Source organism: Thermus sp. KWY1 (assembly GCF_057547025.1).
This window is the reverse complement of record NZ_BAAJPG010000046.1, coordinates 40399-64554: the sequence shown is the minus strand read 5'-3', so window position 1 is coordinate 64554 and position 24156 is coordinate 40399. Positions and strand designations below refer to the sequence as shown.

The following is a 24156-nucleotide window of genomic DNA, read 5'->3' as shown; positions in this document are numbered from 1 at the left end:
TGGGCCTATAATCCCCCATATGGGCCTGCGCATCTACGATACCTTGCAAAGGAGCAAAGTGGATTTCACCCCCGCTACCCCGGGGCACGTGGGGATCTATGTATGCGGCCCCACTGTATACTCCGACCCCCACCTGGGCCATGCCCGGGGACCCATTGTTTACGACGTGCTCCGCCGCTACCTGCTCCACCTAGGCTACCGGGTGCGCTTCGTCTCCAACATCACCGACGTGGGCCACCTTACCGACGACGCCGACCAGGGGGAGGATAAGATTGAGCGCCGGGCCAAGCTGGAAAGGCTCGAACCCATGGAGGTGGCGGAGAAGTACACCTGGAGCTACTTTGACGCCATCACCGCCCTAAACGTACTCCGGCCCTCCATCGCCCCCAGGGCCAGCGGCCACATCCCGGAGCAGATCGAGCTCACGGAAAGGCTTTTAAAGCTGGGCTTCGCCTACGAGCGCAAGGGTAGCGTCTACTTCCGCGTACGGGCCTTTCCCGAGTACGGGAAGCTTTCGGGAAAGCGCCTGGAGGAGCTTAGAGCCGGGGCCAGGGTGGAGGTGCGGGAGGAGAAGGAAGACCCCCTGGACTTCGCCCTTTGGAAGGCCGCCGAGCCCGGCCACATCATGCGCTGGAAGAGCCCCTGGGGAGAGGGGTACCCGGGCTGGCACATCGAGTGCACCGCTATGAGCCTTAAGTACCTGGGGGAAGGGTTTGACATCCACGCCGGGGGCATAGACCTCCAGTTTCCCCACCACGAGTGCGAGATCGCCCAGGCAGAGGCCGCGGGCTACCGCTTCGCCCGCCACTGGATGCACCACAACCACGTGCTCCTGGAAGGGGAAAAGATGGCCAAGAGCACGGGGAACCTGGTCCTCCTTCACGACCTCCTTAAGGCCCACGAGCCCATGGCCCTGCGCTTTTACCTCCTCCAGACCCACTACCGGAGCCCCATGGACTTCACCTGGGAGGGCCTCGAGGCGGCCAAGCGAGGCTATGCCCGCCTCCTCCAAGCCTACCGCGAGGTGCGGACCCGCCTGAATGCGGCGCACCCTGGGATCACTCCGGAACTGGAAAGGGCCTTGGATGCCCTGGAAAAGGATTTCCTGGAGGCCATAGAGGACGACCTCAGCACCCCCGAGGCCCTGGCTGCCTTCTTCACCTTCCTCCCCGAGCTCAACAAGCTTCTCCCTGAGGCCAAGAGGGACACCCTAAGGCGAACCGCCCAGGTCTTCCACACCCTGGGGGAAGGCATCCTGGGCCTCTTCCCCGAAAGGGTTCTGGAGGAGAAGGTGTCCGGGCCCCTTCTGGAGGGGTTAGTGGCCCTTCTTCTGGAACTCAGGGAAGAAGCCCGGCGGGCCAAGGACTACGCCAAAAGCGACCTGATCCGGGAAAGGCTCAAATCCCTAGGCATCATCGTGGAGGACACCAAGGAAGGCCCCAAGTGGCGGATTGGCTTGGAGTAGCCTAACCAAAGCAGGTCCACGGGGTAGCGGAGGCAACCCAATAACAACCCCTGCCGGGGCCAGGCCCCGGCAGGGAAACGCCCAGGTTCAGCGGGGGATAGGGTAGCCCTCCGCCTCGAGGACCGCCCCCGCCACCTCCCGCCTCAAGGCCACCAGGTCCACGGGCTCATGCTTGGTGAGCCTCCGGGCTGCGGAGTACACCACCCGGGCCTCATCCCCTTCCACCAAGCGGGGCAGGACGGAAAGAGCCCAGGCCTGGGCCCGGTCCAGAGCTTGGAGCAGGTATAGCCGGGCCATGGCAGGCGCAACCCCCCCAAGCCTCCTGGCCCTCAGGAGGGCGCTTTCGGCGGCGTAAGCGTCGATCAGGATGTCCGCCACCGCCCCAAGGACCTCCTGCTCCTCCTCCACCTTCTGCCCGTACTTCTGGGCCGCAAGGCCCGCCACCATGAGGGCGAGCTTCTTGAGCGCCGCCACCTGGTGGGCCTCGAGGTCCTCGGGCTCCTCAAAGCTCGGCTCCAGAAGCTCCTTCTGAAGCTTCATGGCCGCCTGGAAGAGGGGTAGCTGCCCCTTCAGGGCCCTTCTCAGGAGCATCCCGGGGATGAGGAGGCGGTTGATCTCGTTGGTGCCCTCAAAGATGCGGTTGATGCGAGCATCCCGGTAGGCCCTCTCGATGGGGTACTCCTGGGAGTAGCCGTAGCCCCCGTGGATCTGCACCCCTTCGTCCACCACGTAGTCCAGCACCTCGGAGCCCAGCACCTTGATGATGCTGGCCTCCACCGCATACTCCTCGATCCCCGCCATCACCGCTTCAGGCCCCTTCTTGCCCTGAAGGGCCTCGTCGATCAGGCCCACGGTGCGGTAGACGGCGCTTTCGGCGGCGTAGATGCGGCTCGCCATCTCCCCCAGCTTGTGCTGGATCAGGCCGAAGCTCCCGATGGGCCGGCCGAACTGGTGGCGCTCCTTGGCGTACTTGGCGGAGAGCTCCAGGGCCCGCTTGGCCCCGCCCACCGCCCCCGCCCCCAGCTTGTACCGGCCCACGTTGAGGACGTTGAAGGCGATCTTGTGCCCCTTGCCGATCTCCCCCAGGACGTTTTCCACGGGGACCTTCACGTCCTCGAGGATCACCTGGCGGGTGCTGGAGGCCTTGATGCCCATCTTCTTCTCCTCAGGGCCAAAGGAAAGCCCGGGAGTATCCCGCTCCACCAGGAAGGCGGTGAAGTGCTCCCCATCCACCTTGGCGAAGACGGTGAAGAGGTTGGCGAAGCCGGCGTTGGAGATCCACTGCTTGACCCCGTTCAGGATGTAGTGCCTGCCGTCCGCCGAAAGGGTGGCCCGGGTCTTGGCCGCCAGGGCATCCGAGCCCGAACCCGGCTCCGTGAGGCAGTAGGCGGCGATCCACTCCCCGCTCGCCAGCTTGGGGAGGTACTTCCGCTTTTGCTCCTCGGTGCCGAAGTAGACCAGGGGCAGGGTGCCGATGGAGGTGTGGGCCCCGTAGGTGACGGAAAAGCCCCCCGTGCCCGATAGTTCCTCCGCCACCACCGTGGAGATCACCTTGGGAAGGTCCAGCCCCCCGTACTCCTCGGGCACGTCGATCCCAAGGAGCCCAAGCTCCCCTGCCTTCCGCATGAGGGGCACGTTGAGCTCCAGCTCCCCGTGCTCCATGCGTTCCAAAAGGGGCAGCACCTCCTTCTCCACGAAGGTGCGGGTGGTGCGGGCGATCTCCTTGACGCTCTCGTCGAAGTCCTCGGGGGTGTAGACCCGCTCGGGGGCCTCCAACAACCAACCCCCACCCTTCTGCCAAAGCTTCTTCTCCTCCGTCATGGCTCCCTCCTAGGCTGGGTAAACCTCAAAGACCCCGGCGGCTCCCATGCCGCCGCCGATGCACATGGTCACCAGGCCGTACCCCCCACCCCGCTTCCCCAGCTCGGCGATGAGCTGGGCGGTGAGCTTGGCTCCCGTGGCCCCCAAGGGGTGTCCCAGGGCGATGGCCCCGCCGTTCACGTTGGTCCTCTCCTCAGGCATCTCCAAGGCCCGCATCACCGCCAGTACCTGGGCGGCGAAGGCCTCGTTGAACTCGATGAGGCTGATCTGGTCCAGGCTCAGGCCTGCCCGCTTCAGGGCCTTGGGCACCGCCTTGATGGGGCCTATGCCCATGACATCCGGCTCCACCCCGGCCACGGCGAAGCTGATGAAGCGGGCCAAGGGTTTCAGGCCCAGGGCCTCCGCCTTCTCCCGGCTCATGACCACCACCGCCGCCGCCCCATCGGAGTAGGGGCTTGCGTTCCCCGCCGTCACGGTGCCGCCCTTTTTGAAAGCAGGCCGGAGCTTGGCCAAGGCCTCTAGGGAGGTCTCGGGCCTCACGGTTTCGTCCCGTTCAAACAGGGTTTCCTCCACCACCTTCTTGGTTCCCTGGTAGCGCACCTTGGGTACCCGGATGGGCACCACCTCGGTAAACCGACCCTCGGCCCAGGCCTTGGCCGCCCTTTGGTGGCTTCTCAGGGCCCAGCGGTCCTGGTCCTCCCGGCTGATGCCAAAGCGCTCCGCCACCCTCTCGGCGGTGAAGCCCATGCCGATATAGGTGGAGTACCCTTCCGGAGTCCACTCCGTGGGGGTGAGGTCGGGGTGGAGGCGGGTGTGGTAGCCCGACATGGGCACCTGGCTCATCATCTCCACCCCACCCGCCAGCACCGCATCCGCCATCCCGGTCATCACCGCCTGGGCGGCCATGGCGATGGTCTGGAGGCCACTGGAGCAAAAGCGGTTGATGGTGGCTCCCGCCACATCCACGGGAAAGCCCGCCCTTAAAAGGGCCAGGCGGGCGATATTCAGCCCCTGGGCCGCCTCGGGCATGGCGCAACCCCAGAGGACATCCTCGAGCTCCTTGGGATCCAGGCCCACCCGCTCCACCGCCTGCCCCATCACCTGGGCCGAGAGGTCCACGGGATGCAAGGTGGCCAAGGCTCCATCCTTCTTGCCCCGGGCCACGGGGCTCCGCACTGCACTGACGATTACCGCTTCCCGCATGGTTCCACCTCTTTAGTTCCTAAGGGGCTTGCCCGTCTTCAAGGTGTAGGCGATCCGCTCCTGGGTCTTCCGGGTGCCGAGGAGCTTCAAGAAGGCCTCCCGTTCCAAATCCAGAAGGTCCCATTCGGAAACCTCCCGCGCCGGGCCTTCCCCACCCGTGAGCACCTGGGCGATCTCCAGGCCGATTCGCATGTCGTGGTCCGTGATCTCCCCTGCCTCCCGGAAGGCCCAAACCGCATAGCGCAGGTTGCCCAGGGCCTCGCTACCCAGGACGCGGATCCTGGGGGGAAGGGGCGGGCGGTAGTCCGGGGCCAGCTCCAGAACCCGCCGCTTGGCGTCAGCGATGAGGAAATCCCGGTTCATGCTGATCCGGTCCCGGTCCCTCAAGAAGCCCATCTTGCGGGCCTCGAGGGCACTGGTGGAGGTCTTGGCCAAGGCGATGAGGTTGAAGGCCCGCTTCACCCCCTCGAAGGGATCCGCCTCCTCGTAGGGCTCGAGCTCCTGGGTAAACCGGAGGAGCACTTCCTTGGTGCCCCCCCCAGCGGGCAAAAGCCCCACCCCGGCCTCCACCAAGCCCATGTAAAGCTCCGCATTGGCCTGGACGCTATCCGCATGCAAGGTAAACTCCGCCCCGCCCCCCAGGGTCAGGCCGAAGGGGGCCACCACCACTGGGAAGGGGCTATAGCGCAAGGACATGGAAGCCTTCTGGAACTGCCGCACCGCCAGGGAAAGCTCGTCCCAGTCCCCTTCCTGGGCCAGGGAGAGGATCAAGGCCAGGTTGGCCCCGGCGGAGAAGGCCCTCGGGTCCTCGTTGCCGATGACCAGGCCCACATAGCCCTTTTCCTCCACATACTCCAGGCTCTTCTGGAGCATGCGGATCACACCCTCCCCGATGGCGTTCATCTTGGTGCGGAACTCCAAAAGGGCCACCCCATCCCCGAGGTCCAGCAGGGCCGCCTCCTTGCCCTCCAGCAGGGTCTTGCCCTCGGACTTGAGGGCTTTCAGGGAAATAACCCCTTCCCGTTTGGGCAAGGGGTGGTAGGCCCCGTCAAAACCCAGGTAGGTACCGTTTCGGTAGAAGGCCCCCTGGGCCTTGCCCAAAAGCTCGGGCTTGGGAAGGCCGTGCTCCACGAAAAGGGCCTCGAGGCGCCCGTGGCCCAGGGCATCCATGTTCTTGAAGGGCCCTTCCTCCCAGCCGAAGCCCCACTCCAGGGCCTGGTCCACGGAAACCAGGTCGTAGGCGATCTCGGAAGCCTTCTCCAAGGTGTAGTGGGCGGTGCGGGCGAAAAGCTCCCTGAGGAAGGCCCCGTACTTGCCGGGAAGCTCCACCACCTTGGGAAGCCTTTCCGCCAGGGGCAGGTCCCGAAGGGCCTTAAGCTCCGGGAGGTCCACCTTGGCCCGGGGCACGTACTCTAGGGTGCGGTAATCCAGGGTGTAGATCTCCCCGTTTACCCGTTTGTAAAACCCCGCACCCGATTTCTCCCCAAGCCGGCCTTCCTCCACCAGGCGCAGGACCCAGTCCGGCAGGGCGAAGTCCTCCCCGGTGGCCTGGGCCAGCTCCTCGGTAACCAGCTTCAGCACATCCAACCCCGTGAGGTCGGCAGTGCGGAAGGTGGCGGAGTTGGAACGGCCCAGAAGGGGCCCCGTGAGGGCATCCACCTCGTCAATGCTGAGACCGTGCTTTTCCATAAGGCGCACCGCCTGCACCATGCCGTAGACCCCAAGCCGGTTGGCGATGAAGCCTGGGGAGTCCTTGGCCAGGACCGTGCCCTTGCCCAGGATGCGCTCGCCGAAGCGGCGGACTTCCTCTAGGACCTCCGGGTCGGTTTCAGGGGTGGGGATCAGCTCCAAGAGGTGCAGGTAGCGGGGCGGGTTGAAGAAGTGGGTGCCCAAGAAGCGGCGGCGAAAGGCCTCCGATCGGCCTTCCAAAAGCACCCGCATGGGGATCCCGCTGGTGTTGGAGCTGATGATGGCCGTGGGTTTTAGGATGGCCTCCAGTCGCTCGTAAAGGGCTCGCTTGGGCTCGGGCTTCTCGATGATGGCCTCCACCACCCAGTCGCAGTCCGCAAGCCTCTCCAGGTGGTCCTCGGTGTTGCCGATTTCCACATAGCGGGCCAGATCAGGGTCCATGAAGGCTGCGGGCTTGGCCTTCAAGGCCCTCTCCAGGCCCCTTTTGGCCAGCTCGTTGCGGTCCTCCCTGCCCGGGATGTCCAAAAGGACCACCGGGATCCCGGCGCTTACCACCAAAGCGGCAATCCCGCTCCCCATGGTTCCCGCGCCCACCACGCCTACCTTCTTGATCATGGCCACCTCCTTATACTGAGTCAAAGTTTACGGCAGGTTTAGCGGGCTTGTCAAACCGGACGTTTGACACTCAAGCCTTCAACCCCCTCTAAAACAATCGGTTCCGCGTGGGTGCCAGGCTTAGCCTAAGCCTAAGCGGGGAACGAGTCCAGTACACCCTGACCCAGGCAGAACTGGTACTAAGGCTCAAGCTTTTCAACCTGATCCCAAACCCCTAGGCATCGGCAAACAAGTACAGGGCCTGGAGCAAAGCCTCGGGGTAGTCCCGGGGCTTTAAGCCCTTTTTCTCCAGGCGAAAGCCCGGGGGATACTGGGTAAGCTCGACCCGGAAGGGAAGTTGCCTCAAAGCCTTGGCGTCATAGTCCAGGGGCCAGCGGGGAAAGATGACCTGGAGGTGGGCAAGGTCCTCCGTGATGGAGACCACCCCCTTCCGCTCCGCCACCAGGCGGAGCCGGGCAAGGGCCAGGAAGTTTTCCGCCTCCTCGGGAAGGGGGCCATACCGGTCCTTGAGCTCCCTGGCGATGCGGGAAACCTCCGCCAGGCTCCGGGCCTCGGCCAGACGGCCGTAGTAGCGGCTACGGCCCTCGAGGCTCGGCACGTACTCCGCAGGAAGCCGGGCGGAAACTCCCAGGTCCAGGGTAACGTGCCTTCTCTCCTCCTTGGCCTCGCCCTTGAGCTTGCGAATGGCCTCCTCCAGAAGCTCGCTGTAGACCTCGAGGGAGAGGGCCCGGATATGCCCGTGTTGCTCAGGGCCCAGGAGATTCCCCACGCCGCGGATTTCCATGTCCTTCTCCGCCAGGAGATGGCCGCTTCCCAGGTCGGAAAGATCAGCGATGGCGTTGAGGCGCTTTTCCGCCGCCTCGGTGAGCCGGGGAGGATGGAAGAGATAGGCGTAGGCCTCCTGCTCCCGCCGCCCCACCCGGCCCCGGAGCTGGTACAAGGTGGCGAGGCCCAGACGGTCAGCCCGCTCGATGAGGATGGTGTTGGCCTCGCCCACGTCCAGGCCCGACTCGATGATGGTGGTGGCCAGAAGGACATCGTAAGCTCCCTCGGCGAAGAGGAGCATGGTCTCCTCCACCAGGCCTTCGGGCATCTGGCCGTGGACCACCCCGATGCGGGCTTCGGGCACCAGGTTTTCCAGGTAGCGCCTCCTCGCCTCGATGGAGGCCACCCGGTCGTGCACATAAAACACCTTGCCTCCCCTTTCCAGCTCAAAAAGGATGGCCTCCCGAACCAGAAGGGGGTCAAAGGGAGCCAGGAAGGTGCGAATAGGCTTCCGGCCTGGCGGTGGGGTTTTGATGCTGGATAGGTCCTTCAGGCCCACCAGGGCGGAATAAAGGGTACGGGGGATGGGCGTGGCCGAGAGGTAAAGGGTATCCACTTCGGCCTTCAGCTCGCGGATCCGCTCCTTCTGCGCCACCCCGAAGCGGTGCTCCTCGTCCACAATCAAAAGCCCGAGATCCTTAAAACGCACGTCGGGCTGGAGAAGGCGGTGGGTGCCGATGACGATGTCCAGGGTGCCCTTTTCCAAGCCCTCCAGGATGGACTTCTCCTCCTTCTCGGGGGTAAAGCGGGAAAGCACCCCGATGCGCACGGGAAGCCCGGCAAACCGCTCCCGGAAGGTCTTGCCATGCTGCTCCGCCAAAAGGGTGGTGGGCACCAAAAAGGCCACCTGGGCCCCGTGCCCCACCACCCGGTGGGCAGCCCGGAGGGCAATCTCCGTCTTGCCAAAGCCCACGTCCCCGGAGATGAGCCGGTCCATGGGGAAAGGAGCCTCGAGGTCCCGCAGAACCTCCTCCAGGGCCTGTTTTTGGTCCGGAGTGAGCTCGTAGGGGAAGCCCCTCTCGATAAGGGGATCCCACTCCGGCAAGGGAGGAAAGGCCCGGCCCGGGGTAGCCTTCCGCTTGGCCTGAAGGATGAGAAGCCGTGCCGCCAGCTCCTCCACATCCTTCCTGGCCTTCTCCTTAAGCCGCTGCCACTCCCCTTTGCCCAGGGAAGAAAGTTCCGGAGGGTCATCTGTGGTGCCGGGATGGCGCCTGAGAAGGGGCAGCTGCTCCACCGGAAGGTAAAGCTTCCCCTCCCCCTTGTAGCGGAGGACCAGGTAGTCCCGCCTAACCCCCAGGACCTCCCGGGTTTCCAAGCCCAGGTACTGGCCCACGCCGTGGTCGGGGTGGATGAGGAAATCCCCAGGGGAGAGAGCCCCGGGGTCGGTAAGCCCCTCCCCGACCCGCAACCTGGCCCGCACCGCACCGGTGGCAAAGACCAAGGCCTCGGTGAGGAAAACCTCCTCCCCCCACTCCGCCCCTCCCTCGAAGGCTCCCCTGAAAAGGGAAAGCTGGCCTTTGGGACCCGGAAACCGCTCGGGTACCTGGGGACGGAAGGGGGCAAGCCGCCTTTTCAGGTAGTCCAGGGTGCGCTCGTGGGCCACGAAGAGGCTAACCCGCCTCCCCTCCCCAAGCCAGCGGGCAAGGTCCTTTTCCAGGGATTTAAGGCTTCCCCTGTACGGGGGAAGCGGTCTCACCCCCAGGTCCAAGGGAGGAAGCTCCACCCCGCTCCCCAGGGCCACCACCTGACGCCCCCTTAAAAGGGACCAGACCTCCTTGGGGGCCAGGGCTGGGGTGTCCAGGTACACGGGGCCAGGAAAGTGGAGGAGTTTTCTGGAGGTAAAGGCTTCGGCCTTGCCCGGCTTGGGTAGAAGGATGTGCCGCCTGCGTTCCTCTCCCTCCACCAAAAGCCTCTCTAGCTCTTCCCCAAAGAACTCCAGCCGCACCCCGCCAAGCTCCAGCACCTCCCCCAGCACCCGGTAATCCTCATCCCGGGCGTACCCCATGCGCAGGAGGCGGTCCAGGAGCTCCCTTCGAGGATAGCTTCGGCCCACCTCCAAAACGAGCCGCCAGGCGGAGGGGTCCTCAGGAAAGGGAGCGAGGGCCTCCTCGTAACTCATCACGAAGAGGGCCCGCTCCTCCCAGGCCTCGAGGCCGGGATTCACGTAAACCGGCACGCCAAAGGCCAGGAGGTCCCGGTAGCGCCTCAAGCGCTCCTCTGGGGCTAGAAGGAGGGCCGGGGGCCTCTCCCGGGCAAAAATCAAGGCCGCCACCACCTGGGGCAGGGCCAGGCGGTGCCCGTAATACCGTTCCAGGGCGATCTCCATGGGCAAGAAACATCCGCCCCCTCTGACCCGGGAGCCGGAGGGGGCACCCTTGGCCTATTCTATCGAGTACGCATGGATGGCTATGGCCCCAAGACCCACGTTGGCGGCGATGGTGGCTCCGCTTCGCGTGATGCGCCCCTTTTCCAGGCGCAAAGCGCCCTCCAAGCTCTTCTTCAAGCCTTCAATCCACTCGCTCTTGGCATCGGTGTGGGCAATGGTGATGCGGGCCGGTTTTCCTTGAAGCTCCTCGAGGACCAGCCGGGCAAGAACCTCGGGCACCACACCCTCCCTGGCCACCTTGAGAAACCGGATATGCCCCTTCTCTATGCGCAAAATGGGGCGAAGGCCCAGAAGGTTACCCACCACCTCGCCGAACCGTGGAAGCCGGCCGTTCCGTGCCAAGTGGGATAAATCCGCCACGCTGAAGTAGAGGCTGGAATGCTTAAGCCTCTCCCACTCCCGCACCACAGCCTCCTCCTCCGCTCCCTTCCTCAGCATCTCCACCGCCCTCAGCACCATGGCCCCAAGCCCAGCGGATACCATGCCCGAGTCCACCACCCGGATGCGGGTGGGAGCCACCTTCAAGGCTGCTTCCCGGGCCCTGTCCACGGTTTTGGAGAGCTCCCCGGAAACATGCAGGGAAAGAACGCGGTCATAAATCTGGAGGTAGCGCTCGTAAACCTCGGCAAAGTCCTCCACCCCTGGAGGCTCGGTCACGGGCTCGGCCCCTGCCCGTATGGCCTGATAGAGGGCATCCGGGGTGAGCTCCCGCCAGTCCTTGTACCTCCTGCCCCCCAGGTGGACGTAGATGGGCACCAGGCCCACCGCCTCCTCCTCCAGGACCCGCGGGGACAGGTCCGCTGCGGTATCGGTCACCAGACCCAGTTCCACGTACCCCATCTTATACCGGGTAAAAGAAGACCTTGGCTATAATGGCCGGTGGGTTTTGCGTATGGTCGCCAACACGCGTTCTTTCACCTACAGCCCACCCAGAAGCTTTCCCACCACCCTGCTATGGTCCTGGGCTCAAATCGTGCTACTACCATGAGAGTCCTCTTTGTGTCCAACGGTCCCACAGAGGACGCCATCGGGGCGCGGATCGCCCAGGAGCTAGGCCATGAGATCCTGGCCCTACCCCTGGTGGGCAAAGGAAAGGCCTACGAGGGCATCGCCCGGGAAATCCTTGGGCCACGTCAGGAGATGCCTTCAGGAGGGTTCATTTTTGGTAGTTGGCAGAATCTCTTCGCGGACCTTAAGGCAGGCTTCCTCACCATGACCCTAAAGCAATGGCAGGCTGCCCGCTCCTCCCACGTGGATGCAGTGGTTGTCGTAGGTGACGCTTACGCCCTAACGGTTGGTCTTTGGGGAGCCAAGGGAAGCCCCGTCTACCACATTAACCCCCTGGTTTCCGCGTATTACCTCGAGGGAACCCCCTTGTGGGAGCTCCTTTTGGACTGGGGAGGAAGCGACTTCACCCCATATGAACGCTTTTTGCACCGCGCGGTGAGGGCGGTCTTTGTTCGGGACCAAAAGAGCCTGGAACGCCTTAGACATTTGGGGGTCCGCCACGCCTACTGGTACGGCAGTTTTGCCATGGATCTCTTACCGCCGCCAGAGCGCGACCTAGCCCCCCTATTGGGCGATGGCCCCCTCTTGGCTTTACTTCCGGGCACCAGAGGGGACGAGCGATTCAGCCTCCCCCTTATGCTGGAAGCAAGCCTCCACATCCCTTTAACCCCAGCGGTAGCCTGGGCTAAGAGCTGGGAGTCCCTTCCACCTCTGCCCGGTTGGCACCGCCAGGAAGAAGGCCCTGGTGCGCTTTGCCTTTCTAAGGAAGGCAAAACCGCTTGGATTCTCCAGGGGTCTTTCTCAGCCATCCTCCACCGTAGCGCGATCGCTTTGTCCACAGCGGGAACCGCCAGCGAGCAAGCGGCGGGACTAGGCATCCCGGTCATAAGCTTCCCCACCCCGGGTCCTCAGTACACCCGGGCCTTTGCGCGGCGGCAAAAAAGGCTCTTAGGCCCGGCCCTCCGCCTCGTCCAGCCCGATCCCCACCGAATAGCCGCCGAGGGTCTGCTCCTTTTGCACAGCAAGGAGGTCTATACCCAAGCCAGCCGAGCTGGGAAATCCCGCATTGGCCCACCCGGAGGCATCCCGGGTGCTGCGAGGCACATCCGAAGCTGCTTAGAAAAAGAGTTTAGGATAAGCTAGAACCGCATGCGCCTCTACCGTATAGGCCTCTTCACCGATGTCTACTTCCCCAACCCCAACGGGGTAACCACCAGCGTTTACCTCCTCCTTAGGGAGCTTAGGCGCATGGGGCACGAGGCCTGGGTGGTGGCTCCCCACCATCCCGAAGCCCCTGAGCGCGAAGAAGGCGTGGTCCGGGTTCCTTCCGTGCCCTATCCCTTTTACGAGGGACAGCAGATTGCCCTGCCCTCCTCCCGCCATTTGCCCACGGAGTTTGAGATCATTCATACTCACACCCCCCTAACCCTGGGCGTGTGGGGCCTCAGGATCGCGCGCAATAAAGAGCTCCCCCACGTATCCACCTTCCACACCCATTACGAAAAGTACGCCCACTACGTGCCAGGTCTCGCCGTCTTAGACAAATACACAGGAATCATCCCCAGGCTTGCCAAGGCTTTTTACAACCGGGTGGAGGTGGTCATCGCCCCCACGGAACCCGTAAAGCGGCTGGCAGAGGGCTACGGCATCCAAAGGCCCATACGGGTTATTCCCACGGGTATTGACAACCGTATCCTGGAAGAAGCACCCCTTCCCTCCCCCTCCCCCTGGCCCGAGGGCAAAAGGCGCCTCATCACCGTGGGCCGGCTCGGGAAGGAAAAGTCCTTTGATGTGGTTTTGAAAGCTGTGGCCGAGTTGGCCCGGGAGGAGGATGTTTTCCTGGTGCACATTGGGGAAGGACCGGAGCTGGAAGCCTTGAAGCGTCTGGCGGAAACCCTGGGCATTGCGGATCGGGTTCGTTTCTTGGGCACGGTGCCCTACCGGTACATCGGGGGCTACTACCGGATGGCGGAGCTCTTCCTCTTCGCCAGCGAAACGGAAACCCAGGGGCTGGTGATCTGGGAGGCCCAGGCCATGGGGGTGCCGGTGGTGGCCGTGGGGGCAGAAGGGGTACTGGAGGGGGTAGTGGACGGCCAGACCGGGTACCTGGTGGCTCCAAAGGACTTCCAAGCCCTGGCAGCCAGGGCCTTGGAGCTTCTGAAAGACGAGGAGAAGCGCCGGCGCTTCAGCCTCGAGGCCCGAGCCTGGGCCATGGAACGCTCTGCGGAGCGGATCGCCGAAAAAATCGTAGCCGTATACGACGAAGCCAACGAGATCCTGCGGGTGGAACCCCGGAGGCTCATCTTTCCCTTCCCCCGCCTTCCCCGAAGTAGCCTCGAGGATCACCCAGGAGGTTTTTAACCTGCTGGGCCAAAAACCTCCCCCACCCGCCCTTTAACCTCCTGGGCGAGGTGAGGACCAACGCCTCGGGCACATACCGCACCTTTCCCACCCGCTTAAGCCTCCAGCCCAAAAGCACGTCCTCCCGGGCCTCCACCTCGGGAAATCCTCCCACCTCCAGAGCGGCTTCCCGCAAAAACATCATGTTGGCCCCGGCCAGGTTGGGCTTTCCCAAGAAGGCCATGAGGTTCAGGAAAGCCCGGTAGCCCCACTCGGAAACAAAAGCCGTCCAGGGAGAAACCCCATAGAACCGCAACGGACCGTAGAGGGCCACCGCCCCTTCCCCATGCCGGGCTAGGGTCTGAAGCCAGGTGGGAAGGGGGATGGAGTCGGCATCGGTCATGGCCACCCACTCCCCACGGGCAGCCAGAAGCCCCGCCTGGCGGGCGTAGGCTACCCCCTTCCGGGGACAGTACACCACCCGCACGCCAAATCCCTCCGCCACCTCCCGGGTGCGGTCGGTGGAGGCATTGTCCACCACAATCACCTCAAAAGGCGGCAGCGTCTGCGTCAAAACCGCCTGCAAGGCCTTGGGCAAAAAAGCCTCCTCGTTGTGGGCGGGAATCACCACGCTGATGCGCACGGGTATACTTTAGCGTGTTTCGCTATCTGCCATGGGCCAGGGAGGGACTTTTCGTATTCCTGCGCCTGGTCCTAGCTGTAGGCCTCATGGAGGGGGTACGAAGCGGCTATTTCGCAGGTCTTCTCCCCTTCTACGCTCCCGAGCACCTGGGGCTTGGCCCCGCCACCTTCACCCTGGCCTTCACCCTTCACCAGCTCTCCGAGAACCTCTCCAAAACCTTCGGAGGGCTCCTGGCAGAAAGAGTGGGGTTCGGCCGCACGGTCACCCTAGCAGCCTTCATTGGCCTTCTAGCTCTCCTCCTCACTCCCAAGGCCCACGCCGGCTGGCTTCTTTGGGGGCTCGCCATCCTCTGGGGTCTCACCATGTCCACCCTCTACCCTGGGCTCATGACCCTGGCGAGCCGCATCGCCGTGCCCGGGCGAGAAGCACGGGCCCTATCCTTTACCCTCACCCTGGTGATGCCCTGGGTGGGCATCGGCCTGGTGGGGGTGGGGCAGGTGGCCCAAAAAGAACCCGAGGCCGCCCTCACCCTGCTCCTTGCCGCCCAGGGTGTCACCCTCCTCCTTGCCCTAAGCCTCTTCCCCTTTCGCATCCCCATTCCCCAAAAGGCACGGGAACCCTATCCCCTTAAGCGGCTTCTCTTTTTCCTGCCTGCAGGGTTCGGTCAGACCTTCGCTCCCGCCTTGGTTTCCCTCTTCATCCTCCGCTACGCCAAGGAGGAGCTGGCCCTCGAGCCCATTGCCCTGGGAGGGCTTCTCCTTTTGGGGGGAGGCCTGGCCTTCGGCCTTTTGCCCTTCACCGGCCGGCAAGTGGACCGGAGGGGCTACCGCTTCGCCCTGGTGAGCGGGCTTCTCCTTTTGGCCCTGGTGATGGCCCGCCTGGCCTTTACCCCTAGCCCGGGCGAACTGGCCCTGCTGGCTGCCTTGGGCGGCCTGGGCTTCAGCCTGTTCCTCCCTGGGTGGAATGGCTTTCTGGCCAGAAACCTCCCCGAGGAAAACCGGGCGGCCGTATGGGGAGGGCTGATGACCGTGGAAGGGCTGGGGGTGGCCTTGGGACCTGCGGTGGGAGGTCTTTTATGGGAAACCTTGGGCATAAAGGCACCCTTTCTCGCAGGTAGCGCCACCTTTTTGCTTCTCAGCCTCTTTTACACGGTTCTGTTCTGGAGGATGCGGTGGAACTGATCCTGGGCTTGATCCTCCTACTCTATGGGCTTTCCGACCTCCTCTTTCGCTTTCTGGGCCTCGGAGCCTATGCCCACGCCTCGAGGCGCACCCCCAAGGTGGCCCTGACCTTCGACGACGGCCCCTCGGAGAGGACGGAAACCCTCTTGGAGCTTTTGCGCCAGCACGGGGTCAAGGCCACCTTCTTCCTGACCGGGGAACGGGCCAAGGCCCGGCCGGACCTGGTGGAGGCCATCAAGCGCGAAGGCCACCAGGTGGAGGACCACGGGGAGTGGCACCAGGCCTGGAGGCTTTTCCTGCCCTGGGTGGAGTGGGAGCACATGCGCCGGAACCCCGGGCGCTACTATCGGCCTCCCCATGGACTCCACACCCCTTTTACCCGCCTCTTTGCCCGCCTCCTGGGCAAGCGCATCGCCCTGTGGGACCTGGAAAGCAAGGACTGGCTGGACCTTCCCCCTGAGGCCCTGGCGGAAAGGCTTCTTTACTACCTGCGCCCAGGGTCCATCGTCCTCCTCCACGATGGGCCGGAGCGCACCCTCAGGCTCCTGGAGCGGGTGGTTCCCGAGATGCTACGGCTGGGATACCAACCCGTCACCCTGGACGGCCTCGCCCCCTTACCCCTCACCCCGAGGCTCGCCCTTATCCGGGGGCTCCAGGGATTTGAGGAACGGTACAACGCCAAGCACCGGGTGGCCCGGGCGGGATACGGTCCCTTCGACCTCTTCCGGGTGGAGAAGAAGCCTTTCCCTGGGCCCGATCTACCCGGGCTACCCCGGGGCACCCCTGCCCTGGAGCTCCATCTGGAAAGCCAGCGGAGCATGGAACTCTCCCCCCTCGAGGCCATCCGATACGTGCGACAAAGCCTCAAGAAGGTGGCGGAACGGGTGGCTCAAGACCCCGAGGTGCGCTTGGTCTACGGCTACAGCTACCTGGCCCAGGGGGCCAGGCTCTTTGGTTTCCACACCCATCCCCTTCCCCCTTGGCCTCGTCTCGCGGCCACCCTGAGCAGCGCCTGGTTCCTTTGGCTGTACCGGGGGGAGCTGCCCAAGCCCGACCGCTCCTGGGCCGAGCTGACCTACCTCAGCCGGGAGGAGGTTTTAAGGCGATTCCCACCGTCCACTCCCGCTTCCCCACCCCAGGCACCCGGTGAAGGGCAAACCCCGCCTCCTTGAGGGCCCGGCGGAAAACCCCTTGAGCGGAGTAGGTGGCAAGCCTTCCCCCACGCCGCAAAGCCCGGTGAAGCCCCTTTAGAACAGGCAAGGACCAAGGCCCCGGGTTCACCCGAGGGCTGAAGGGATCCAGGTAAACCGCCGTTGCCCAGTCCTGGGGAAGCGCCAAAGTTTCCACCTCCCCGAAGAAAATGCGAAGCTCACCCCAAGGCCCCACGAAGCTGGCATCAGGCCAGCCCTTAAGGATTTCCGCAAACACTTCCTCGGCCCTGGGAAGAGGAAGGCGCACCCGCGCGAGCACCTCCCGGGGTAGCGGCTCCCGTTCCATGGCCCAATAGCGAAGGTACACCCCCCGGCCCAGGGTGCTTTCCAGGGTCACGCGGAAGTTCACCAAAAGCCCCAGGCCCACCTCGAGGACCCTTGGAGCGGGATGCAGATGGGTGAGGGTCTTCTCCAGGTAAAGCCGCCTGGCCTGGAGCAAGGCTCCCTGCCGGGGATGGTAGGCCTCCCCGTACCCTGGGTGGAAGAGGGTGGGGGTTCCATCCTGGGTGAGGATAAGCTCCACTCCCGTAGAATAGCCCCCATGGAGCTCAGCCTTCTGGACAAGCTCTCGGGAACCCTGGCCAACGCCGCCACCGTGACCCTGGGCACAGGGCTTGGCCTCATGCTTCGGGGCCGGCTCCCCGAACGCATGGCCCGCATCATGGTCCAGGGGGTGGGACTCACCACCCTTTTTATCGGGTTCTCCATGGCCGGCGCCCTGGGGAAAGCCAAGGGTGGAGCCATAGACGGGGTGGTCCTGGGGCTCATCGCCCTGGTGCTGGGAGGGCTTCTTGGGGAGTGGTGGCGGATTGAAGAGGCCCTCGAGGGCATCGGAGAGAAGATCAAGCGGGCCGTAAGGGGCGGGGGAAGCTTCACCGAGGGCTTCGTGGCCGCAAGCCTTCTCTTTTGCGTGGGCCCCATGACCCTTCTCGGCTCCATCCAAAACGGCCTCACCGGGGATCCCAGCATCCTTCTTCTTAAGGCCACCCTGGACGGCCTTTCCGCCATCGCCCTCACCAGCTCCTTCGGCATTGGCGTTGGGTTTAGCGTGCTGGTCATCCTCAGTTACCAAGGGGGTATCGCCCTGCTGGCCGGTACCCTGAGCCAGGTTCTCCCCGACCCCGCCCAGGACCCCCGGGTCCTCCTGGTGACCGGGGTGGGAGGGCTTATGGTCCTGGGGGTGGGGATCAACCTCCTGGGCCTCACCAAGGTGCGGGTGGGCTCCTTTCTTCCCGCCCTCCTCCTGGCCCCCTTGGTCTGGGCTTTGGCCAACTGGCTTTCGTAGGGCTTCCCGAGGGTAAAATGCGGGGCATGGAGCTATCCCCGGAGCTTCTGCGCAAGCTGGAAAGCCTTGCCAAAATCCGGCTTTCCCCCGAGGAGGAAGCCTTGCTGCTAACGGACCTCAAGCGGATCCTGGAGTTCGTGGACGCCCTTCCCCAGGTGGGGGAAGCCTGGGAGGAGGAAGCCCAAGGCCGCCTCAGGGAGGATGAGCCCCTTCCTTCCCTTTCCCAGGAAGAAGCCCTAAAGGTAGCCCCCGAGGCTGAAGAGGGGTTTTTCCAGGTGCCCAAGGTGCTGGAGTAGCCATGGTGGACCTCAAGCATCTCCGCCGCAACCCCGAGGTCTATCGGGAAGCCATCCGCCTAAAGGGGGTGGCCCTGGATCTGGATGCCCTTCTGGCCCTGGACGCCGAGGTACAGGGCTTAAAGGCCCGGCTCCAGGAGCTTCAGACCGAGCGCAACCGCATCGCCAAGGAGGTCCCCAAGGCACCCCCTGAGGCGAGGCCCGACCTGGTGGCCCGGGGCAAGGCCCTGGCGGAGGAGGCCAAGAGGGTGGAGGAAGCCCTGCGGGAGAAGGAAGCCCAGCTCTGGGAACTTCTCCTTAAGGTACCCCTTCCCCCCTGGCCAGGGGCTCCGGTGGGCCCTGATGACTCCGCCAACGTGGAGATCAGGCGGGTGGGAACCCCACCGGAGTTTTCCTTCCCTCCCCTGGACCACGTGAGCCTCCTGGAGAAAAACGGTTGGTGGGAACCCAGGATCAGCCAGGTTTCGGGAAGCCGCACCTACGCCTTGAGGGGGGACCTGGCCCTCTATGAGCTGGCCCTCATCCGCTTCGCTATGGACTTCATGGTGCGAAAGGGCTACACTCCCCTGACCCTTCCCTCCTACGCCAGGGAGAAGGCCTTCATCGGCACCGGGCACTTCCCGGCCGCCAGGGACCAGGTCTGGCCCATCGCCGGCACGGACCTCTACCTCACGGGCACCGCCGAGGTGGTCTTAAACGCCCTTCATAGCGGGGAGATTTTGCAACAGGAAGAGCTTCCCAAGCGGTACGCCGGCTACGCTCCCGCCTTCCGCTCGGAAGCGGGCAGCTTCGGCAAGGACGTGCGGGGCCTCATGCGGGTGCACCAGTTCCACAAGGTGGAGCAGTACGTGCTCACCGAGGCGAGCCTCGAGGCCTCGGACCAAGCCTTCCAGGAGCTTTTGCAAAACGCCGAGGAAATCCTCGGCCTCCTGGAACTTCCCTACCGCCTGCTGGAGGTCTCCACAGGGGACATGGGTCCGGGGAAGTGGCGGCAGGTGGACCTGGAGGTCTGGGTCCCCTCGGAGGGGCGGTACCGGGAAACCCACTCCTGCTCGGCCCTTCTGGACTGGCAGGCCCGGAGGGCAGACCTCCGCTACCGGGACAAGGAGGGCAGGGTGCAGTACGCCTACACCCTGAACAACACGGCTTTGGCCACCCCCAGGATCCTGGTGATGCTTTTGGAAAACCATCAGCTTCCCGATGGACGGGTGAGGGTACCCGAGGCCCTTATCCCCTACCTGGGCAAGGAGGTGCTGGAGCCATGCGTCTAGAAGCTGCAGAGCTTAGGATCCTGGAGCTACCCCTGAAGTTCCGGTTTGAAACCAGCTTCGGGGTGCAAACCAAGCGGACCATCCTCCTCCTGAGGCTTTTCGGAGAGGGCCTCGAGGGCCTAGGGGAAGGGGTGATGGAGAAGCTCCCCCTCTACCGGGAGGAGACCGTGGCCAGCGCCCGCTACCTCCTGGAGGAGGTCTTCCTGCCCCAGGTTCTGGGAAAGGACTTTCCCAACCCTGAGGCCCTAAGCCAGGCCCTCGCCCCTTTCCGGGGAAACCCCATGGCCAAGGCGGTCCTGGAGATGGCCTTTTGGGACCTCTTTGCCAAGGGCCTGGGGAAGCCTCTTTGGCAGGTCCTGGGCGGGGTGCGGCAGGCGGTGGAGGTAGGCGTCTCCCTGGGCATCCAGCCCACAGTGGCGGACACCCTGAAGGCAGTGGAACGGCACCTTTCCGAGGGGTACCGGCGCATCAAGCTCAAGATCAAGCCGGGCTGGGACTACCAGGTGCTGAAAGCCGTGCGCCAGGCCTTCCCGGAAGCCACCCTAACCGCCGACGCCAACAGCGCCTACCGCCTCTCCGACTTTCCCCGGCTGAAACGGCTGGACGAGCTCTTCCTGGATTACATCGAGCAACCCCTGGGCTACGATGACCTCCTGGACCACGCCCGGCTTCAACGGGAGATCGCCACCCCCATCTGCCTGGACGAAAGCCTCACCTCCGCGGAAAAGGCGAGAAAGGCCATGGAGCTCATGGCGGGAAGGGTGTTCAACATCAAGCCGGCCCGGCTTGGGGGCCATGGGGAAAGCCTCAAAGTCCACGCCCTGGCCCAAAGCGCCGGGATTCCCCTTTGGATGGGAGGAATGCTGGAGGCTGGGGTGGGCCGGGCCCACAACCTTCACCTGGCCACCCTGCCTGCCTTCACCAAGCCCGGGGACGTGAGCTCGGCCAGCCGCTACTGGGAGGAGGACATCGTGGAGGAGGCCCTCGAGGCGGAGGAAGGCCTTATGCCCGTGCCCGAGGGTCCAGGTATCGGCGTGCACCTGAAGCTTCCTTTGGTGGAGCGGATCACCCTATGGCAGAGGTACATGTCCGCGAGCTAAAGGGCCCTGAGGAGATGGAGGCCGTGGTGGAGCTCCAGCGGGAGGTCTGGGGCCGTGCGGAAAGCGATCTGGTGCCAAGGGGCCTTCTCATTGCGGTTCAGGATGAAGGGGGCCTGGTGGCGGGAGCCTTCGTGGAAGGGCGGATGGTGGGCTTCGTCTTTGGCTTCCCCACCCAAGACCCCACCCTGCAGCACTCCCATATGCTGGGGGTTCTGGAAGCCTACCGGGGCACGGGGGCCGCGCTTTGGCTAAAACGCTTCCAGCGGGACTGGTGCCTGGCCCGGGGAATAAAGAAGGTGGTCTGGACCTTCGACCCCTTACGGGGGGTAAACGCCAACTTCAACCTGAGGAAGCTCGGGGCCACCGCCAAGACCTACCTTCCCGACCACTACGGCCCCATGACGGGCATCAACGCCGGGGCCCCCTCGGACCGGCTTCTGGCGGAGTGGGAACTCCTTTCGGAAAGGGTCTACGCCCGCATCTACACCCCGCCACCCGAACCCCTGCTGGAGGGGTTGCCCCAGACCAACCGGGTGGAGGCGGAAAAGCCCGTGGAGGCCTTCTTGGACCTCGAGGGCCCCCGTCTCCTTTTCCAAATCCCCGAGGACTGGGGAAGGATCCTGCGGGAAGACCCAGCCCTGGCGCTGGCGTGGCGGGAACATAGCCGCCTGGTCCTAGGCCACTACTTCGCCCAGGGCTACCGGGCCGTGGACTTCGCCCGAAACCCCAACCGCTATGTTCTGGCTAAGGACTGAGCTCTGGACCGCCGAGGTGGTCTACACGGGTTTCGGCACCCCCATGCTCCGGGGGGCCATAGCGGTCCAGGGACCCACCGTGGTGGGCCAGGGAAGCCTGGAGGAGCTTCGGGCGCGCTTCCCCCAGGCGGAAGTGGTCCACAAGGGAAAGGCCCTCTTCCCACCCCCGGTGAACGCCCACACCCACCTGGATCTTTCCCTACACCCCCTTTACCGGGGTCCCTTTTCCGGCTTCATCCCCCATGTGGTGGCCCATCGGGAAAAGCGGGGCCTCGAGGCGGCAAAGCAGGGCCTGGAGGAACTCCTGGGCTCCGGGGCAGGGGCCTTCGCCGACGTGGTGTTCAAGGATGAGGTCATGGAGTTCCTGCTTCGGGAAAGCCCCCTGCCGGGGGTGGCCTTCTACGAGGTCTTCGCCCCGGATCCCGAGGACGCCGAGGAAGTGTTCCAGCAGGTCCAGGCTAAGGTCAAGGCCTGGCGGCGCCTGGAAGGACGGGTGAGGGTGGGGCTTTCCCCCCATGCCCCCTACTCGGTGAGCGCACCCCTGTTGCGGCGGCTCGCCCAGTACGCCAGGGCCGAGGGCCTTCCCCTCATGATCCACGCAGGGGAAAGCCAGGAAGAAGTAGCCTTCCTGCAAAAAGGAGAGGGTTTTTTAACCCAAATCCACGGACGCTTCAGCCGAACCCCCTTTGAACCCCCGGGCCTAACCCCCATCCGCTACCTTCAGGCCCTTGGCGCCTTGGGCCCCAACACCCTTTTGGTCCACGGGGTACAGGCGGACGAGGAAGAGGTGAGGATGCTGGCGGATTCCGGCACCAAGGTCATCCTCTGCCCCCGGTCCAACGCTTACCTGGAGGTGGGGGAGGCTCCCATCCACCTCTACGCCCGCCATGGGGTGGAGCTGGCCCTGGGCACGGACTCCCGGGCCAGCAGCCCAGACCTGGACGTGAAAAACGAGGCCCTTTTCCTCTGGGAGAAGGTGGATCCCCGGCTTCTCATCCGGGCCCTGACCCGGGGAGGGTACCGGGCCCTGGGCCTCCCCGCCCCCCGCCTGACCCGGGGAAGCCCCGCCAGTCTGGTACACTCCCTCTGATGCGCCCCTTGGGCCGCGGCCCCCAGCTCAGCTTCCCCTCCCTCTGGGACCAGGAGGTCCGGCATACGGGACCCCTCATCCTCTATAGCGCCTTCACCGGAGCCTTGGCCGGGCTCCTCCTGGCCTTTCTGAACGCCTTGCTTAGAGCCTTGACCGAGGCCTTGGGCCTTTTCTTCGGGTACCTGGCCCCCGAACCCCCCGGGGAAGGAGGCCTGGCCCAGGCCTTCACCGGACCTTCTTTCTGGCCCCTTGCCTTCCTCCTGCCCCTCCTCTTCGCCCTCACCAGCTTCCTGGGAACCGGCCAGGGGCTTGCCGCCTTTCTTCTCCAGGCCCGGGAGGACCGGCCAAGCCCCCCCTCCTCCCACCTGCGGGCCGTGTTGGGAGGGATACTCCAGCTTTCCCTCTACTCCCCCATGGGGCGCGAGGGTCCCTTTGGGGTGCTGGGGCTTTGGCTGGGCCGGGGGCTGGACCGGCGCTTTCCTCGACTGGGTGGGGGGCTCGCCTTTGCCGGGCTCGCCGCCGGGCTTGGAGCCAGCCTGCACGCTCCCGTGGCCGGAGCCCTCCTAGCCACGGAGATTCTTTACCGGAGCCTGCTCCTCGAGGCCCGGGCCCTTACCCCAGCCTTGATCGGGGCCTTGGCGGGTTTTGCCGTCTACGGGGCCTTCTACGGCTACACTCCCCTTCTAACCTTCCAGGCCCAGGTGGATATGGGTGCCCTCCCCGCCGGCGCCCTGGTAGGGCTGGTGGCCGCTGCCCTGGCCACCCTTTGGGTGGAAGGTTCGCGCTTTCTGGAAGGCCGCATCCGCCCTCTTCCCTACCCCTGGCGCCATGCCCTTTTGGGCCTGGCCTTGGCCCTGGCCCTCCTCATTCTGCCCGAAGCCTTGGGGAGTGGCCTGGGCTGGGTAGCCGTGGCCACCACTCCCCTTCTGCCCCCCCTAGCCGTGCTGTCCCTCCTTTTCGCCAAGCTCCTCCTTCTCCTCCTGGCCAGCGGGATAAGGGCCTACGGGGGCCCCTACACCCCTGCCCTGGTCCTGGGAGGGCTCTTGGGAGCTTTCCTGGCCCATCTGCCGGGCCCGCTGGCCCTTCCTCCTGAAACCCTGGCCCTGGCCGGGGGTGTGGCGGTGCTGGCGGGGGTAGCCCGCGCTCCCTTCGCGGCCACCGTTCTGGCAGCGGAGTGGGGCGGGTACGCCACCTTGCCCCTGGTCCTTCCCGCAGTGCTCTTAGCCTACGTGCTCACCCCTGCCTACAATCCTGCGGAAGGCGTTAGGGAAGAGCAGGCCACGCCGGAGGGGAGTCCGTCTGAAACGCCTCCGCAAAGGGAACCCCCGTCTCCCGACCCCGAAGCCGCCGGCGGGCGCGAAACTCCTCCAGGGTAAAGGGCCAGCGGTAGAACTCCTGGTAAAAGGCAAACACCGCCTCGGCCACCTCTTGGGTGGCGGTGGTATCCACGTAAAGCCACGGTCTCACAAGCTCCTTCCTGGGATAGTGGTAAAGCCGTACCGGCTTCCGGTGCGCCTCCCCCACGAGTTTGGGTATGCGGCAAAACTTTAAGGCGGAAAGGACCGCCTGATGGGTGGCCCGGTGGTCAGGGTGGACGTCCAGGGGATCCCAGGTGATCACGGCATCCGGCCGAAACTCGGCCATCAACCGAGCCAAGGCCAGGGCTTCCTCCCTGCCCCCGGTGAGAAAGGTATCGCGAAAGGGTAGAAAACGGTACTCGGCCCCGATCAACCGGGCCACATGGGCCCCGTGCCCCTCCCGTATCTCGGCCACCCTGTCCTCTTCCAGCTCCCCGAACTGGCTCGCCAACTCCCCCTTGGTCATCCAGACCAAAAGCACCCGGTCCCCCCGCCGGGCGTGGAGGGCCAGGGTGCCTGAAGCCCCGATCTCGTCATCGGGATGGGCGAACACCGCCATCAGATTCACAACTCCCAGTCTACCCGTCTTGTGCCAACGGCCTAAACCCCTTAGC

20 protein-coding genes are annotated in these 24156 nt (G+C 64.7%); 12 read left to right on the top strand and 8 right to left on the bottom strand.

The genetic code is table 11. From position 1 onward, the window contains the following. Positions 1-19: 19 nt before the first annotated feature. Positions 20-1465: a cysteine--tRNA ligase gene (cysS, locus tag AC27GT_RS12285; protein ID WP_015717210.1), complete on the top strand. Its 1446-nt coding sequence runs from the start codon at positions 20-22 to the stop codon at positions 1463-1465. Positions 1466-1552: 87 nt separating this feature from the next. Here cysS and AC27GT_RS12280 read toward each other — a convergent pair whose 3' ends face one another. The 5 genes from AC27GT_RS12280 to AC27GT_RS12260 form a co-directional block, all read right to left on the bottom strand. Beyond that, positions 1553-3286 (bottom strand): acyl-CoA dehydrogenase family protein, encoded by a 1734-nt coding sequence (locus AC27GT_RS12280; protein ID WP_487224229.1) that lies wholly within the window; start codon positions 3284-3286, stop codon positions 1553-1555. A 9-nt stretch (positions 3287-3295) separates the two neighbouring features. Continuing rightward, positions 3296-4489: a thiolase family protein gene (locus AC27GT_RS12275; protein ID WP_219759120.1), complete on the bottom strand. Its 1194-nt coding sequence runs from the start codon at positions 4487-4489 to the stop codon at positions 3296-3298. Positions 4490-4501: 12 nt separating this feature from the next. Beyond that, complete coding sequence (locus AC27GT_RS12270) at positions 4502-6793, bottom strand: 3-hydroxyacyl-CoA dehydrogenase/enoyl-CoA hydratase family protein (protein ID WP_487224228.1); 2292 nt, start codon at positions 6791-6793, stop codon at positions 4502-4504. A 214-nt stretch (positions 6794-7007) separates the two neighbouring features. Next, entirely contained in the window at positions 7008-9944 is a 2937-nt protein-coding gene (gene mfd / locus AC27GT_RS12265; RefSeq protein ID WP_487224227.1) for a transcription-repair coupling factor, read from the bottom strand. A 54-nt stretch (positions 9945-9998) separates the two neighbouring features. Next, complete coding sequence (locus tag AC27GT_RS12260; RefSeq protein ID WP_487224226.1) at positions 9999-10844, bottom strand: DegV family protein; 846 nt, start codon at positions 10842-10844, stop codon at positions 9999-10001. 144 nt (positions 10845-10988) lie between these two features. Here AC27GT_RS12260 and AC27GT_RS12255 point away from each other — a divergent pair, with 144 nt between their 5' ends. Then, positions 10989-12155 carry a lipid-A-disaccharide synthase-related protein gene (locus AC27GT_RS12255; RefSeq protein WP_487224225.1) on the top strand — a complete coding sequence of 389 codons (1167 nt, stop codon included), beginning with the start codon at positions 10989-10991 and terminating at the stop codon, positions 12153-12155. A gap of 6 nt (positions 12156-12161) precedes the next feature. After that, positions 12162-13373 carry a glycosyltransferase family 4 protein gene (locus tag AC27GT_RS12250; RefSeq protein WP_487224224.1) on the top strand — a complete coding sequence of 404 codons (1212 nt, stop codon included), beginning with the start codon at positions 12162-12164 and terminating at the stop codon, positions 13371-13373. Here the strand turns inward: AC27GT_RS12250 and AC27GT_RS12245 are convergent. Continuing rightward, positions 13312-13995 carry a glycosyltransferase family 2 protein gene (locus AC27GT_RS12245; RefSeq protein ID WP_487224223.1) on the bottom strand — a complete coding sequence of 228 codons (684 nt, stop codon included), beginning with the start codon at positions 13993-13995 and terminating at the stop codon, positions 13312-13314. The genes AC27GT_RS12250 and AC27GT_RS12245 overlap by 62 nt on opposite strands. Before the next feature lie 14 nt (positions 13996-14009). Between AC27GT_RS12245 and AC27GT_RS12240 the strand changes: the two genes are divergently transcribed. Both AC27GT_RS12240 and AC27GT_RS12235 read left to right on the top strand, forming a co-directional pair. Continuing rightward, entirely contained in the window at positions 14010-15176 is a 1167-nt protein-coding gene (locus AC27GT_RS12240; RefSeq protein WP_487224222.1) for an MFS transporter, read from the top strand. Next, positions 15167-16348, top strand: a complete 1182-nt coding sequence (locus tag AC27GT_RS12235; protein ID WP_487224221.1) for a polysaccharide deacetylase family protein — start codon at positions 15167-15169, stop codon at positions 16346-16348. The genes AC27GT_RS12240 and AC27GT_RS12235 overlap by 10 nt, the downstream gene beginning before the upstream one ends. Here the strand turns inward: AC27GT_RS12235 and mnmC2 are convergent. Continuing rightward, positions 16257-16910 (bottom strand): tRNA (5-methylaminomethyl-2-thiouridine)(34)-methyltransferase MnmC2, encoded by a 654-nt coding sequence (gene mnmC2, locus AC27GT_RS12230; RefSeq protein WP_487224220.1) that lies wholly within the window; start codon positions 16908-16910, stop codon positions 16257-16259. The two genes, AC27GT_RS12235 and mnmC2, sit on opposite strands and share 92 nt — an antisense overlap. Before the next feature lie 18 nt (positions 16911-16928). Here mnmC2 and AC27GT_RS12225 point away from each other — a divergent pair, with 18 nt between their 5' ends. The 7 genes from AC27GT_RS12225 to AC27GT_RS12195 are packed head-to-tail and all read left to right on the top strand — an operon-like array spanning position 16929 to position 23560. Next, the gene (locus AC27GT_RS12225) at positions 16929-17672 is read left to right on the top strand and encodes a DUF554 domain-containing protein (protein WP_487224219.1); all 744 of its coding nucleotides are present in this window, start codon (positions 16929-16931) and stop codon (positions 17670-17672) included. Positions 17673-17698: 26 nt separating this feature from the next. Continuing rightward, a complete protein-coding gene (gatC, locus tag AC27GT_RS12220) occupies positions 17699-17968 on the top strand; it encodes an Asp-tRNA(Asn)/Glu-tRNA(Gln) amidotransferase subunit GatC (RefSeq protein ID WP_487224218.1) in 270 nt (89 codons plus the stop codon). A 2-nt stretch (positions 17969-17970) separates the two neighbouring features. After that, on the top strand, positions 17971-19239 hold the full coding sequence (serS, locus tag AC27GT_RS12215) for a serine--tRNA ligase (protein WP_487224217.1): 1269 nt from the start codon (positions 17971-17973) through the stop codon (positions 19237-19239). Then, positions 19230-20339 (top strand): o-succinylbenzoate synthase, encoded by a 1110-nt coding sequence (gene menC / locus AC27GT_RS12210; RefSeq protein WP_487224216.1) that lies wholly within the window; start codon positions 19230-19232, stop codon positions 20337-20339. The genes serS and menC overlap by 10 nt, the downstream gene beginning before the upstream one ends. Beyond that, positions 20312-21094, top strand: coding sequence for a GNAT family N-acetyltransferase (locus AC27GT_RS12205; RefSeq protein WP_026328914.1), 783 nt, complete (start codon positions 20312-20314; stop codon positions 21092-21094). Before menC ends, AC27GT_RS12205 begins: the two co-directional genes overlap by 28 nt. Beyond that, positions 21075-22184 (top strand): amidohydrolase family protein, encoded by a 1110-nt coding sequence (locus AC27GT_RS12200; protein WP_487224215.1) that lies wholly within the window; start codon positions 21075-21077, stop codon positions 22182-22184. The genes AC27GT_RS12205 and AC27GT_RS12200 overlap by 20 nt, the downstream gene beginning before the upstream one ends. After that, positions 22184-23560: a chloride channel protein gene (locus AC27GT_RS12195; protein ID WP_487224214.1), complete on the top strand. Its 1377-nt coding sequence runs from the start codon at positions 22184-22186 to the stop codon at positions 23558-23560. The genes AC27GT_RS12200 and AC27GT_RS12195 overlap by 1 nt, the downstream gene beginning before the upstream one ends. Here the strand turns inward: AC27GT_RS12195 and AC27GT_RS12190 are convergent. After that, a complete protein-coding gene (locus AC27GT_RS12190; RefSeq protein WP_038069391.1) occupies positions 23448-24101 on the bottom strand; it encodes a PIG-L deacetylase family protein in 654 nt (217 codons plus the stop codon). The two genes, AC27GT_RS12195 and AC27GT_RS12190, sit on opposite strands and share 113 nt — an antisense overlap. Positions 24102-24156 lie beyond the last annotated feature (55 nt).